General features: G+C 65.3%; 13 protein-coding genes. 7 read left to right on the forward strand and 6 right to left on the reverse strand.

Annotated features, from left to right (window positions below; all coding sequences use genetic code 11):
- Positions 1-83: 83 nt before the first annotated feature.
- Complete coding sequence (queF, locus tag IB256_RS26850; protein ID WP_192404694.1) at positions 84-914, forward strand: NADPH-dependent 7-cyano-7-deazaguanine reductase QueF; 831 nt, start codon at positions 84-86, stop codon at positions 912-914.
- A gap of 75 nt (positions 915-989) precedes the next feature.
- On the opposite strand, the gene IB256_RS26855 is transcribed toward queF, so the two are convergent.
- From IB256_RS26855 to IB256_RS26865, 3 genes are all read right to left on the reverse strand, one after another.
- The gene (locus tag IB256_RS26855; protein ID WP_024763885.1) at positions 990-1253 is read right to left on the reverse strand and encodes a DUF4404 family protein; all 264 of its coding nucleotides are present in this window, start codon (positions 1251-1253) and stop codon (positions 990-992) included.
- A gap of 78 nt (positions 1254-1331) precedes the next feature.
- The gene (locus tag IB256_RS26860; RefSeq protein ID WP_138214789.1) at positions 1332-1913 is read right to left on the reverse strand and encodes a phosphonate degradation HD-domain oxygenase; all 582 of its coding nucleotides are present in this window, start codon (positions 1911-1913) and stop codon (positions 1332-1334) included.
- Positions 1910-2653: an HAD family phosphatase gene (locus IB256_RS26865; protein ID WP_192295000.1), complete on the reverse strand. Its 744-nt coding sequence runs from the start codon at positions 2651-2653 to the stop codon at positions 1910-1912. The genes IB256_RS26860 and IB256_RS26865 overlap by 4 nt, the downstream gene beginning before the upstream one ends.
- A gap of 112 nt (positions 2654-2765) precedes the next feature.
- Between IB256_RS26865 and IB256_RS26870 the strand changes: the two genes are divergently transcribed.
- From IB256_RS26870 to rssC, 4 genes are all read left to right on the forward strand, one after another.
- Complete coding sequence (locus IB256_RS26870; protein WP_192404695.1) at positions 2766-3482, forward strand: UTRA domain-containing protein; 717 nt, start codon at positions 2766-2768, stop codon at positions 3480-3482.
- Between the two features lie 169 nt (positions 3483-3651).
- Positions 3652-4356 carry a VacJ family lipoprotein gene (locus IB256_RS26875; protein WP_192294998.1) on the forward strand — a complete coding sequence of 235 codons (705 nt, stop codon included), beginning with the start codon at positions 3652-3654 and terminating at the stop codon, positions 4354-4356.
- 181 nt (positions 4357-4537) lie between these two features.
- Complete coding sequence (gene rssB / locus IB256_RS26880) at positions 4538-5722, forward strand: two-component system response regulator RssB (RefSeq protein WP_192294997.1); 1185 nt, start codon at positions 4538-4540, stop codon at positions 5720-5722.
- Positions 5719-6201, forward strand: a complete 483-nt coding sequence (gene rssC, locus IB256_RS26885; RefSeq protein ID WP_017517513.1) for an anti-sigma factor antagonist RssC — start codon at positions 5719-5721, stop codon at positions 6199-6201. Before rssB ends, rssC begins: the two co-directional genes overlap by 4 nt.
- 74 nt (positions 6202-6275) lie before the next feature.
- On the opposite strand, the gene tal is transcribed toward rssC, so the two are convergent.
- Complete coding sequence (tal, locus tag IB256_RS26890) at positions 6276-7196, reverse strand: transaldolase (RefSeq protein WP_192294996.1); 921 nt, start codon at positions 7194-7196, stop codon at positions 6276-6278.
- 62 nt (positions 7197-7258) lie between these two features.
- A complete protein-coding gene (gene dusA, locus IB256_RS26895) occupies positions 7259-8263 on the reverse strand; it encodes a tRNA dihydrouridine(20/20a) synthase DusA (RefSeq protein ID WP_192294995.1) in 1005 nt (334 codons plus the stop codon).
- 191 nt (positions 8264-8454) lie between these two features.
- Between dusA and IB256_RS26900 the strand changes: the two genes are divergently transcribed.
- Positions 8455-8796: a hypothetical protein gene (locus IB256_RS26900; RefSeq protein WP_192404696.1), complete on the forward strand. Its 342-nt coding sequence runs from the start codon at positions 8455-8457 to the stop codon at positions 8794-8796.
- Between the two features lie 490 nt (positions 8797-9286).
- Positions 9287-10504 carry a methyl-accepting chemotaxis protein gene (locus IB256_RS26905; RefSeq protein WP_225601987.1) on the forward strand — a complete coding sequence of 406 codons (1218 nt, stop codon included), beginning with the start codon at positions 9287-9289 and terminating at the stop codon, positions 10502-10504.
- A 90-nt stretch (positions 10505-10594) separates the two neighbouring features.
- On the opposite strand, the gene IB256_RS26910 is transcribed toward IB256_RS26905, so the two are convergent.
- On the reverse strand, positions 10595-11941 hold the full coding sequence (locus tag IB256_RS26910; RefSeq protein ID WP_081518591.1) for a nucleobase:cation symporter-2 family protein: 1347 nt from the start codon (positions 11939-11941) through the stop codon (positions 10595-10597).
- Positions 11942-12324 lie beyond the last annotated feature (383 nt).

Here is a 12324-nt window from a genome sequence, read left to right on the forward strand (position 1 = left end):
CGCCTGCTGAAAGGGGCGGCGGATTTGTATACACTCGCCGCCTCGCGCCACCACCCGCATCGCCGATCCAGCAGGTCATCCCCATGCAGCATCCCGCCGAACACTCGCCCCTGGGCAAATCCAGCGAATACGTCTCCACCTATGCGCCGGAGCTGCTGTTCCCGATCTCCCGCACCACCAAGTGGGCGGAGCTGGGCCTGACCGCCCAGACCCTGCCGTACCAGGGCGTGGACCTGTGGAACTGCTACGAACTGTCCTGGCTGACTGCGTCGGGCAAGCCGGTGGTGGCCATCGGCGAGTTCGCGATCCCGGCGCAGTCGCCGAACATTATCGAATCCAAGTCTTTCAAGCTCTACCTCAACTCGCTGAACCAGACCGCTTTCGACAATGCCGATGCCGTGCGCGCGGTAATGGAGCGCGACCTGTCCGCCGCCGCTGGCGCGCCGGTGGGCGTGCGTGTGCGTGGTCTGGACGACGTGGCGAGCGAGGGCGTGGCCGTCATCGAGGGCACCTGCGTCGACGACCTGGACGTCGCGGTGGAGAGCTACGACCACCCGCGCCCGGAGCTGCTGCGCTGCGATGACACCCGCCGTGTCGACGAAGTGCTCTACAGCCACCTGCTCAAATCCAACTGCCCGGTCACCGGCCAGCCGGATTGGGGCACCCTGGTCGTGGAATACAGTGGTCCGGTGCTGGATGCCGCGAGCCTGCTGGCCTATGTCGTGTCCTTCCGCCAACACCAGGATTTCCACGAGCAGTGCGTCGAGCGCATCTACCTCGACCTGCAGCGCCTGCTGCAACCGACCCGCCTGACTGTCTATGCACGCTACGTGCGCCGTGGCGGACTGGACATCAATCCCTACCGCAGCAGCGAAGCCGTGCAGCCGGACAATCGCCGGTTGGTGCGCCAATAAGGCTTCGGTAAAACGCGGATACGAAAAACCCGGCCGCGGCCGGGTTTTTCTTGTCTGGTGGAAGCGAATCAGGGATCAGATCCCCATGTTCGCCAGGCTCTGCACGATGGAGCGCAGCGTGCCGGCCAGCGTCGGATGGCTCGCCTCGAAGCGCTCCACGGCCAGGTTGACGTTGTCCATCAGGGTCTCGTCGGCCAGCGCCTCTTCGTTGGCCAGCTGCAACTCGATGTCCTTGATCAGGGCTTGCAGCGATTCGCGCTCTTCCGCATTCAGCGGCGGCTGTCGCTCCAGCTGGTCGCGCAGGGCCTGGAGTTCTTCCTGGAGGCGTTGTGTCGGCATGGTGGTGTCCTTCTGCGGTACGTACCCAAAGATGGACCTCGCCCGGCGGGGAAAAGGTCCATCGCCATGCCTTTGAGCTTAACTCGCCGCGCGCACCCTTGCCTGATGCCGATCAATTCGCAGGAGACGTTCGAGCAGCGGGAAGAAGTGTTCCAGCTCCGGCGTGCGCATGGCCGGGTCCTTGCCCAGGTCATCCAGCCGGCGCAGGGTCAGCGCGTCCTGGGAGAAAGGCGCGTTGAGGAAGGCGCTGGAGCCGCGCTCGTCGAACGGCCCGCCCTGCAGCGCCAGGCTCTGCCGCGAAGCCCAGGACAACCCGGCGTGGTAGGCCGGATCGACAGCGCAGAGGTAGCGCTTGGCGGCCACGTGCAGGCGGATCGGCTGCCAGACGGATTCGGGCAGCAGCTCGCGCAGCAGGTTGGCGCCGAACTCCTCGTGACGCTGGTCCTGTTCATCAATCAATTGCGGGTCTTCATACAGGTGGCCGATGTCGTGGAGCAGGGCAGCGATCACCAGACTGTCGGAACAACCGGCGCGCTCGGCCAGGGTGGCGCACTGCAGGGCGTGTTCGGCCTGGCTGACGGCCTCGCCGTAAGGCTCTGCGCCGTGGCTGGCGAAGCGCTCGGCCAACTCGTCGAGGAAGCGGTGGCGTTCGTGCTTCATGGCTTTTCTCCTTTCAGGCGGCGACCGGCGATGTCCTGCAGGCAGGAATCCAGCTCGCCCAGATGATCGATGACCGAGTGCACGCCGAGGCGGTACAGGCCCAGCGTCGCCTGGGCGCGCAGGCGGTCGCGGTCGAGGTTGCCGAGGGCGTCCCAGTCTCCCGGCGCGTGGCCGCAAAGCGGACCGCTGGCGGCCAGGCCGATGGTCCACAGGCCGGCGTTGAGGCCCGCCTGGAGCAGGCGGGGCTGGCCGCTGACCAGCACGCAGCCGTCCAGGTGCGGGCTGTCCAGCTGCATCAGCGCCTGCCAGCAGGAGTCCGGTGCGGGCCATTGGCGCCCGGCGATGTCCAGGCCGGTGGCGAGGCGGTCGTCGAGGGCGGCGGCCAGGTGCACCGTGGTGGCGTTGGGCAGCTCATCGAGCCAGGCGCAGGGCACGCCGCGCTGGTTCAACGTCTGCAGGGCGTCCAGGGCGCCGGGAGTCGCCTCGGCGTGGGCCTGGGCAGCGTCGTCCAGGGCGGACTGGAAGCGGTTGCGCTCCTGGGCATCGGCGGGACGGCCCAGGGCAAGATCCAGCGCGTCCTGCGGGGGCAAGGTCACAGCGCTGGTCAGGCGTTCCGGCGGACAATCGGGGCAGGTACGTTGCAGGGCAATCGGCAGCGTCCTTGCGCCGAAGTCCACCAGGTCGCCCGACAGTCCGAACAGTAGGGAAGTGAAGCGCGGAAGGTCGGCGGTCGCAGGCATGGTGGGCTTTTCTGGTAATTGGTCTAGGCCAGACTAGCGGGCCAATGTGACGGTCCGATGAAGTCCGCCGCCATGCCGTTATAATCGCCGCGCCTTTTTGCGGAAGACGCCCATGCCGGTCGAACCCATGCCTCATTACCTGCGCATCCGCGATCAGCTGGCGCAGGACATCGCTAACGTCGCCCTGAGCCAGCGCCTGCCCGCCGAGCGCGAGCTGGCGGAGCGCTTCGGTTGCACCCGAGTGACCCTGCGCGAGGCGCTGCAGCAACTGGAGACCGAGGGCTTGCTGTACCGGGAGAACCGCCGTGGCTGGTTCGTCTCCCCGCCGCGCATCCGCTACAACCCGACGCGCACCACGGGTTTCATGGATTACGTCGAGGCCCAGGGTCGCGTGCCGCGTACCGAGGTCCTGGCCGCCGAACGCCGCGCGGCCGGGCCGGCATTGGCGCGGCGCATGGGGTTGGCTGAAGAGGCCGAGGTATTCCGCATCCTGCGCCGTCGCTGGGTCGACGAGCGGCCGGTGATGCTAGAGGAAATCACCCTGGACGCCAGCTGGTGCGCAGGCCTGCTCGATCACGAATTGGATACCTCGCTCACCCGCGTGCTGCGCGAGGAGCTGGGGCTGAGCCTGTCTCGCTCCGAGTTGGCCATGCACTCCACGGCGCTGGTAGAGGCGCGGGCGACGCCGCTGCAACTGACGCCGGGCTCGCCGGGGCTGTACGTGGAGCGCTCCAGCTATTTGGAAGACGGCCGGCTGGTGGAGTGGGACCAGGAGTTCTGGCGCTCCGACGCTCTGGAAATTGTCATCGACGCACGGTATCCCGACTGAAGTGGCACTATGCTTTCAACTGGAAGCAAGCGAAACGGCATCCTGCACCCCTGAATCGAAATCCTGTGAGAACGGTCCGGGTCTGCAAAACCGTTGCGCCTCTATATACTCTGCCCGCATAGCGGGGCCGCCATGGCTGGCCCGATAGACATTCACTGGAGAATTCCCGATGCGCCCACTAGGCGTCCAATGGACGAAACGCTGCTTCAGCCTGCTCGCCGCCGCTGGCCTTGCCACCATTCCGTTCCTGGCGCAGGCTGCCAGCGAAGACGACCCGTGGGAAAGCGTCAACCGCCCGATCTTCACCTTCAACGACACCCTGGACACCTATGCGCTCAAGCCGCTGGCCCAGGGATACCAGTACGTCACGCCGAACTTCGTGCAGGACGGCGTGCACAACTTCTTCGGCAACATCGGTGACGTGAAGAATCTGGTCAATGACCTGCTGCAGCTGAAATTCCACAATGCCGGCGTCGATACCAGCCGCCTGCTGTTCAACACCACCTTCGGCCTGGCTGGCGTCTTCGACGTGGCCACCCACATGGGCCTGCGCCGCAACGACGAAGACTTCGGCCAGACCCTCGGCCATTACGGCGTGGGCAGCGGGCCCTATGTGATGCTGCCGTTGCTGGGCCCGAGCACCCTGCGCGATGCCCCTTCGCTGATCCCGGACTCCTACACCGGCCCGTATCCGTACATCGACAATGTGCCGGTTCGTAACAGCATGCGTGCCGTGGACGTGGTCGACACCCGCGCCGACCTGCTCAAGTCCGAGAAGCTGATCAGCGGCGACAAGTACACCTTCATCCGCAACGCCTACCTGCAGAACCGCGAGTTCAAGGTCAAGGACGGCGAGGTCGAAGACGACTTCTGATCGGCCTTGCACGCAGACCTTACCTGTTCTCCAGCCCGCGCCATTCGTGGTGCGGACTGCGCCTGCTTGAACCCTTGAGCGGATGGGAGTAGTGTCTGCGCCTTGTCGCGACCGACCCGCGCCGCTGTTCCCTAGAATGAGCGCCAAACCACAACCCCGGCGCCGTTTGCCTGGATGACCCATGCACAAAGCCAGTGCCTCGCTGCTGATTATCGATGACGACGACGTCGTCCGCGAAAGCCTCGCCGCCTACCTGGAAGACAGCGGATTCAAGGTCACACAGGCCACCAACGGCCTGGAAGGCCTGAAAGTCTTCGAGCACGAACTCCCCGACCTGGTGATCTGCGATCTGCGCATGCCGCAGATGGACGGCCTCGAGCTGATCCGTCGCGTCACCGAGATGGCGGTGGAAACCCCGGTGATCGTGCTGTCCGGCGCCGGCGTCATGAGCGACGCCGTCGAGGCCCTGCGCCTGGGCGCCGCCGACTACCTGATCAAGCCGCTGGAAGATCTCGCCGTCCTGGAGCACTCGGTTCGCCGTGCTCTGGATCGCGCCTACCTGCGCTCGGAAAACCGCCGCTACCGCGAAAAGCTGGAAACCGCCAACCGCGAGCTGCAGGCCAGCCTGAACCTGCTCCAGGAAGACCAGAACGCCGGTCGCCAGGTGCAGATGAACATGCTGCCGGAGACGCCATGGGAATCCGAAGGCCTGGCCTTCGCCCACCAGATCATCCCGTCGCTGTACCTGTCGGGTGACTTCGTCGACTACTTCCGCGTGGACGCCCGCCGCATCGGCTTCTACCTGGCCGACGTTTCCGGCCACGGTGCTTCGTCCGCCTTCGTCACCGTGCTGCTGAAGTTCATGACCACGCGGTTGTTGTACGAGTCCAAACGCAACGACATGCTGCCGGAATTCAAGCCGTCGGACGTCCTCGGTCACATCAACCGCGGGCTGATCAACTGCAACCTGGGCAAGCACGTAACCATGCTGGGTGGCGTGATCGACCTGGATACCGACCGTCTGACCTACAGCATCGGCGGTCATCTGCCGTTGCCTGTGCTTTATGTCGACGGCGAAGCCCGCTATCTGGAAGGCCGTGGCCTTCCAGTGGGGCTGTTCGACGAAGCGACTTACGAGGATCATGTCCTCGATCTTCCCAAGTCCTTCAGCCTTTCCCTGTTCTCGGACGGCATTCTCGACGTCCTTCCGGGAGCTACGCTGAAGGAAAAGGAGACGGCCCTGCCCGAGCAGGTCGTCGCCGCCGGCGGAACCCTGGATGGCCTGCGTCAAGTCTTCGGACTGGCCAAGTTGTCCGAGATGCCGGATGATATTGCCTTGCTGGTGTTGAGCAGGAACCTTGCATGAGTACCGGTAAAATCCAGTTCGCCGAGCAGGATGGCTCATTTGTCCTGAAGTTTGTGGGCGAAGTCCGACTGACCCTGTGTTCGGCGCTGGATGCCACCATTGAAAAAATCTTCGCTGCGTTGAATTTCTCGGCGATCATCATCGATCTCACGGAAACCCAGAGCATCGACAGCACCACGCTGGGCCTCCTGGCGAAGCTGTCCATTCTCTCGCGGCAGAAGGTCGGCCTGTTGCCCACGCTGGTCACCACCAACGCGGACATCACCCGGCTGCTGCAGTCGATGGGCTTCGACCAGGTGTTCAACATCGTCGATCGCCCGATTCCGTGCTCGGATTGCCTGACCGATCTGCCTCCCCAGGACCAGTCCGAGGAGGTGGTGCGCGGCAAGGTGCTCGAAGCCCACCGTATCCTGATGGGCCTGAACGAGACCAACCGTGAGGCCTTCCATGATCTGGTGAGCGCGCTCGAGCGCCACTGATTCGATGAGCCCCAATGCAAACCGGCGCCCTGGGGCGCCGGTTTGCTTTTGCTCGTCTACAGCGTTTGCCGCGCTCAGCGGCCGGCGAGCAGCGCCTCGAGCTTCTCCTGGTCGCGGGCGAACAGGCGGATGCCTTCGGCCAGCTTCTCGGTGCCCATGGCGTCTTCGTTCATCTGCCAGCGGAAGGCGCTCTCGTCCAGCACCTGGCGGGCTTCGCCGCCGCCCGGCTGCAGAGCGCGCGGCAGTTCGCCTTCGGCGTCGGCCAACAGTTGCAGCAGGTCCGGACTGATGGTCAGGCGGTCGCAGCCAGCGAGCTGCTCGATCTGTCCGAGGTTGCGGAAGCTGGCGCCCATCACCACGGTCTCGTAACCGTTAGCCTTGTAGTAGCGATAGATGCGCGAGACCGACTGCACGCCTGGATCTTCCGCGCCCACGTAGTCGCGGTTGTTGGCCTTCTTGTACCAGTCATAGATGCGCCCGACGAAGGGCGAGATCAGGAATACGCCGGCGTCGGCGCAGGCCGCAGCCTGGGCGAAGGAGAACAGCAGGGTCAGGTTGGTCTGGATGCCTTCGCGCTCCAGTTGCTCGGCGGCGCGAATGCCTTCCCAGGTGGAGGCGATCTTGATCAGTACGCGGTCGCGGCCAATGCCCTGCTGGTCGTACAGCTCGATCAGGCGATGGGCGCGCTGCAGCGTGGCCTCGGTATCGAAGGACAGCCGGGCGTCCACTTCGGTGGAGATGCGCCCCGGAATCACGCCCAGGATGTCCTTGCCCACGGCAACGGCGAAGCGGTCGCAGGCCAGGCCGGCGTCACCCTTTGCGCCTTCGGTGGCGCGGGCCAGGTGCTCGGTGTAGCGGGGCAGGGCAGCGGCCTTCAGCAGCAGCGACGGGTTGGTGGTGGCATCCACCGGCTTCAGGCGGGCAATGGCGTCGAAATCGCCGGTATCGGCGACAACCGTGGTGTACTGTTTGAGTTGTTCCAGCTTGGAGGTCATGGCGCGTCTTCCGTAGAGAGTGCATCGACCTTACCCGAGCCCGATGCGCCACTCAACGGGACTCAGTGACCGGCGAGAAGTTCTCCGGCCTGATCGAGCAGTCCGAGGGAATCCTTGGTCTTGTGAACGTCCACCGAGAGCAGCTGGCGGAAGCGCCGCGCCCCTGGGAATCCCTGGGCCAGGCCGAGTACGTGGCGGGTTACGTGGTGCATGGCGCCACCCTCGGCGATGTGCCGCTCGATGTACGGACGCATCCGCGCCAGGGCCTCGGCGCGGGTGATGGCCGGCTCCTGCGAGCCGTAAAGCGCGGCGTCCACCTGGGCCAGCAGGTAGGGGTTGTGATAGGCCTCGCGGCCGAGCATCACGCCGTCGAATACCTGCAGGTGCTCGCGGCATTCTTCCAGGGTCTTGATGCCGCCATTGAGGACGATCTCCAGCTCCGCGAAGTCGCGCTTGAGCTGCGCGGCGATGTCGTAGCGCAGCGGCGGGATTTCGCGGTTTTCCTTGGGCGACAGGCCTTCGAGGATGGCAATGCGCGCATGCACGGTGAAGCTGCGGCAGCCGGCGTCGCGCACCTGGCCGACGAAGTCGCAGAGCTCTTCATAGCTGTCACGACCGTTGATGCCGATGCGGTGCTTGACCGTCACCGGGATCGATACCGCGTCACGCATCGCCTTCACGCAATCCGCTACCAGGGCCGGATGGCCCATCAGGCAGGCGCCGATCATGTTGTTCTGCACGCGGTCGCTGGGGCAGCCGACGTTCAGGTTCACCTCGTCGTAGCCCGCTTCCTCGGCCAGTTTCGCCGCGGCCGCCAGATCCGCCGGGTTGCTGCCGCCCAGCTGCAGCGCCAGCGGGTGCTCGCACTCGTCGTGGCGCAGGAAGCGCGCGGCATCACCGTGCAGCACGGCACCGGTGGTGACCATCTCCGTGTAGAGCAGCGCGTGGCTGGAAAGCTGGCGCAGGAAGTACCGACAGTGACGGTCGGTCCAATCCATCATCGGCGCCACGGAGAAGCGGCGGGAGGGCTCGGGGCGGTTGGTGGCAGTCGGTGTTGCGCTGGTCATAGGTACTGGATATCTGGCTTCGCTAGGAGCGCGAAATCGCTCGCGCCGACGGAAAGGGCGGAGATTTTACCGGGGTTGCCGGCGCAGCGCACGGAAACCGGCAGGCGGTCTGCCACAGGCTTGACCTGACCGGACGGTCCGCATCGATGCAACTGCTACCCTCTGGGTTCCTGACAGAAGGATCTCACTCGATGAAACCCCTATTGTTGACGCTGCCACTGATCCTGCTGGCCGCCTGTTCTTCGCCGGGCAAGCTGAAGGAGGAGGCGCCGGCGTTGCGGCTGGAGAGTGGCAAGTCGCCCTCGGTCTACATGACCTGCCTGCTGCCAGAATGGCAGGCTATACGCCCTTCGGCGGCGGTGCGGGAAATCCGGTTCGGCTACCGGCTGCTGGCGCCGGCCGCCTCGGGCGATAGCACCGAGGTGCTGCTGGAGACGACGGCGGCGGACAAGGGTAGCGATGTGGCGCTCTATCGCCGCAATCCACCGAGCCCGGACGATGCGATCACCCAGGCAGCGCGCAGCTGCCTGTAGCGACTCAAGCAGCGCCTCGTCTACCACTAAGGAACGATAGCCGCCGGGTGCAGCAGGCGGCCTAATGGCTCTGACAAGAATAATCGGGCTCCCCGGCAGCGTGCCCGCGCTGCGCAGCGGCAGGGCCCGCCAGAAGAGAGCTGTTGCCATGGATATCGCGCGTCCGCGTATCGTCCTCATTCTTACCCTGCAGACTTGCGGCCTGGTGCTGCTGTTCATCGCCCAGGCGCTGGGCGGCTGGCCATTGTCTGTGTGCCTGCTGCTTGCCGCGATACTGCTCTGGGGGCCGTGGTTCGTCCCCGAGCGGGCGGCGCCGGCCGGAGCGCTGGCGGTGTTGCCGGACGTCGCCGAGCTGACCCGCGAGCTGTCCCAGGGCACCAGCCGCAATGCTTTGTCCGCCGCCGGCGTGTCGTTCTCGGTGCAGCGGCTGGTGGAAAAGCTGGAGTCCCAGGTAGTGGCCGCCGAGCAGATCGTCGGTAGCGCCGAAGTGATGATCCACACCGAGCGGGCTACCTCGAATCTCGCGCGCCAGGCGAAGGAGGCCGCCACGCTCGCCCGTGCTGGCAGTGATAGTGGGCGCAGCGAGCTGCAGGCCGCCATCGATTGCATGCGTCTGCTGAGCCAGCGCGCCAGCGCCAGCCGTGCGCTGATCGAGACCCTGAATACGCGCAGCGAGGATATCCAGCGTGTCACCCAGGTCATTCAGTCCATCGCCAGCCAGACCAACCTGCTGGCTCTCAACGCGGCCATCGAGGCGGCGCGGGCAGGGGAGCACGGCCGTGGCTTCGCCGTGGTGGCCGAGGAGGTTCGCGGGCTCGCCGGGCGCACCGCCGAGGCCACCGACGAGGTGGGGCAGATGATCGAGGATATCCAGCGCCAGACCGGCGAGGTGGTGGAGCAGATTCGCCAGCTTACCGATGACCTGGGCCTGGGCGTCAGCCAGGTGGAGAGCACCGGCCGCCAGCTGCAGGATATCGCCGGGCTGGCTGCCACCGTGGAAACCCAGATCACCGAGATCGCCGAGGGCGCGGAGATCAACCGCAACCAGCTGGACAGCCTGTTCGCTGCCGTCGAGCAGGTGCGCGGCGACCTGCGCGCCAGCGATGAGCAGACCCACCGTCTGGCCGATGCCGCGATGCAGCTGGAAAGCCAGGCGGAGACCATCAGCGAACGTCTCGCCGAGGTCGCGCTGGACGACTATCACCAGCGCGCCTACGACCTCGCCCGCGCCGGTGCCCAGGCCATCGGCGCGAAGTTCGAGACGGACATGGAGAACGGCCGGATCGGCTTCGATGATCTGTTCGACCGCGACTACCAGCCGATGCCCGGCACCCGCCCGCAGAAGTTCCGCACGCGCTTCGATCGCTACACCGACGAGGTGCTGCCGCGCATCCAGGAAGACCTGCTGCAACGCCACGAGGGGCTGGTGTTCGCCATCGCCTGTACCGCCGAGGGTTATGTGCCGACCCACAACCAGGCGTTCAGCCATCCGCCGAGCGGCGACCTGCAGGTGGACATGCTCAAGAGTCGCAGCAAGCGGCTGTTCAACGACCGCACCGGCGTACGCTGCGGCAGCCACAACCAGCCGATGTTGCTACAGACCTACTGCCGCGATACCGGCGAGCTGATGCATGACCTGTCTGTGCCGATTTACGTGCGCGGGCGCCAGTGGGGTGGGTTGCGTCTGGGTTACCGGCCGGAGGCCTGAGACCCAAAGCCGAATCGCAGGCGAAAAAAAGCCGCGAAGGAGTTGGACGCGGCTTGGTGCGGGCGTCCGGGAGACGCCCGCGAAAGGGACTCAGTGATGCCCGCAGAGGGCGTCGCGGCCTTGTTCGCCGAGGATGTTGAACAGGATGTTCAGCACCACGGCCCAGATCGCGGTCATCGCGATGCCGCTGTGAGTGATCGGCTCCATCCACTGGGGCAGGGCGGCGAAGAAGTCCGGGCGCACCACCGGCACCATTCCCATGCCAATGCTCACCGCCACCAGCAGCTGGTTGCGGCGGTCGACGATGTCCGCTTCGTGGAGGATGCGGATGCCGCTGGCCGCGACCATGCCGAACATGGCGATGCCGGCGCCGCCCAGCACCGCCGGCGGAATCGAGGCGACCAGGAAGGCGGCCTTGGGTAGCAGTGACAGGGCGATCAGGAACAGCGCGGCGGCGGCGGTCACATAGCGGCTGCGCACGCCGGTCATCTGCACCAGGCCGATGTTCTGGGCGAACGAGGAGTGGGTGAAGGTGTTCATGAAGCCGGCGATGAACGACGCGCCGGCGTCGCACAGCAGGCCACGGCGCAGGCGGTTCGGGCAGATTTCGGTCTCGGTGATCTTGCCCAGGGCGAGGAACATGCCGGTGGACTCGACGAAGATGATCACCACCACCAGGCACATGGACAGCACCGGGGCGAGGTGGAATTCCGGCGTGCCGAAATGCAGCGGAGTGACTACGTCGAACCACGGGCGCTGCTCGATGCCGTCCAGGCTGACCATGCCCATGCTGGCGCCGATGATGTAGCCCAGCAGCATGCCGATCAGCACCGAGACGTTGACCCAGAAGCCCTTCATGAAGCGGTTGATCAGCAGGATCACCGCCAGCACGAAGGACGACAGGGCGAGGTATTCGATGGCGCCGAAGTTGGCGGCTGCCTTGCCGCCTCCGGCCCAGTTGATCGCCACCGGGAACAGGCACATACCGATGGAGGTGATCACGGTGCCGGTCACCAGAGGCGGGAAGAAGCGCACGATACGGCTCATGAACGGCGCGATGACCATGCCGAAGAAGCCCGCGGCGATGGTGGCACCGAAGATGCCGGTCATGCCCACGCCGGGCATCCCGGCCATGGCGACCATGCTGCCGACGGCGGCGAAACTGGCGCCCATCATCACCGGCATGCGGATGCCGACCGGGCCGATGCCGAGCGATTGCACGAGCGTGGCGATGCCGGCGACCAGCAGGTCGGCGTTGATCAGGAAGGCGATTTCTTCACGGGAGAGACCGGCGGCCTGGCCGACGATCAGCGGGACGGCGACGGCGCCGCCATACATCAGGAGAACGTGCTGGAAGCCGACCAGCAGCAGCTGCAGCAAAGGCAAACGCTGATCGACGGGCGAGCCGGTATGGGAGCGCTCAGTTACCACGGACATGCAACACCTCGGTTTTTATTGTTGTCAGTCGCTGGTTGCCGGACGGGCACGACAACCGGGAAGTACTGGCCGATCTCACCCCCGGGGCCGAGCGGGTGAAGCGGTGCGGGACTTTATAAACGCGATGTGTATTACGTTCAATCGATTTTTGTATACAACTCGCCGGTCACGTTTTGTCTCCATGGTGCTGCATCGCTCTAGGCCGCATGTTTCCTGGCTTCGGTAATTCTGTAGCCATTGGTCGAGTGGACTACATTTTTTGTTTCAGCATTCGGCCCAGCCTGTAGGAGCGCGCCATGCGCGCCATGCGCGCGATCGCGGGCATGGCGCGCTCCTACAGGGAAATGCCAATCTGCGCGCATAAAAAAACCGCACCCGAAGGT

This window comes from Pseudomonas sp. PDM17 (assembly GCF_014851985.1).
In the GTDB taxonomy this organism is placed as follows: domain Bacteria; phylum Pseudomonadota; class Gammaproteobacteria; order Pseudomonadales; family Pseudomonadaceae; genus Pseudomonas.

Coding starts and splice junctions, on each gene's coding strand:
- IB256_RS26875 (WP_192294998.1), top strand. CDS start 3,652: ATGCGCCCACTAGGCGTCCAATGGACGAAACGCTGCTTCAGCCTGCTC.
- IB256_RS26900 (WP_192404696.1), top strand. CDS start 8,455: ATGAAACCCCTATTGTTGACGCTGCCACTGATCCTGCTGGCCGCCTGT.
- rssB (WP_192294997.1), top strand. CDS start 4,538: ATGCACAAAGCCAGTGCCTCGCTGCTGATTATCGATGACGACGACGTC.
- queF (WP_192404694.1), top strand. CDS start 84: ATGCAGCATCCCGCCGAACACTCGCCCCTGGGCAAATCCAGCGAATAC.
- IB256_RS26910 (WP_081518591.1), bottom strand. CDS start 11,941: ATGTCCGTGGTAACTGAGCGCTCCCATACCGGCTCGCCCGTCGATCAG.
- IB256_RS26855 (WP_024763885.1), bottom strand. CDS start 1,253: ATGCCGACACAACGCCTCCAGGAAGAACTCCAGGCCCTGCGCGACCAG.
- dusA (WP_192294995.1), bottom strand. CDS start 8,263: ATGACCAGCGCAACACCGACTGCCACCAACCGCCCCGAGCCCTCCCGC.
- IB256_RS26870 (WP_192404695.1), top strand. CDS start 2,766: ATGCCGGTCGAACCCATGCCTCATTACCTGCGCATCCGCGATCAGCTG.
- IB256_RS26905 (WP_225601987.1), top strand. CDS start 9,287: ATGATCCACACCGAGCGGGCTACCTCGAATCTCGCGCGCCAGGCGAAG.
- tal (WP_192294996.1), bottom strand. CDS start 7,196: ATGACCTCCAAGCTGGAACAACTCAAACAGTACACCACGGTTGTCGCC.
- rssC (WP_017517513.1), top strand. CDS start 5,719: ATGAGTACCGGTAAAATCCAGTTCGCCGAGCAGGATGGCTCATTTGTC.
- IB256_RS26865 (WP_192295000.1), bottom strand. CDS start 2,653: ATGCCTGCGACCGCCGACCTTCCGCGCTTCACTTCCCTACTGTTCGGA.
- IB256_RS26860 (WP_138214789.1), bottom strand. CDS start 1,913: ATGAAGCACGAACGCCACCGCTTCCTCGACGAGTTGGCCGAGCGCTTC.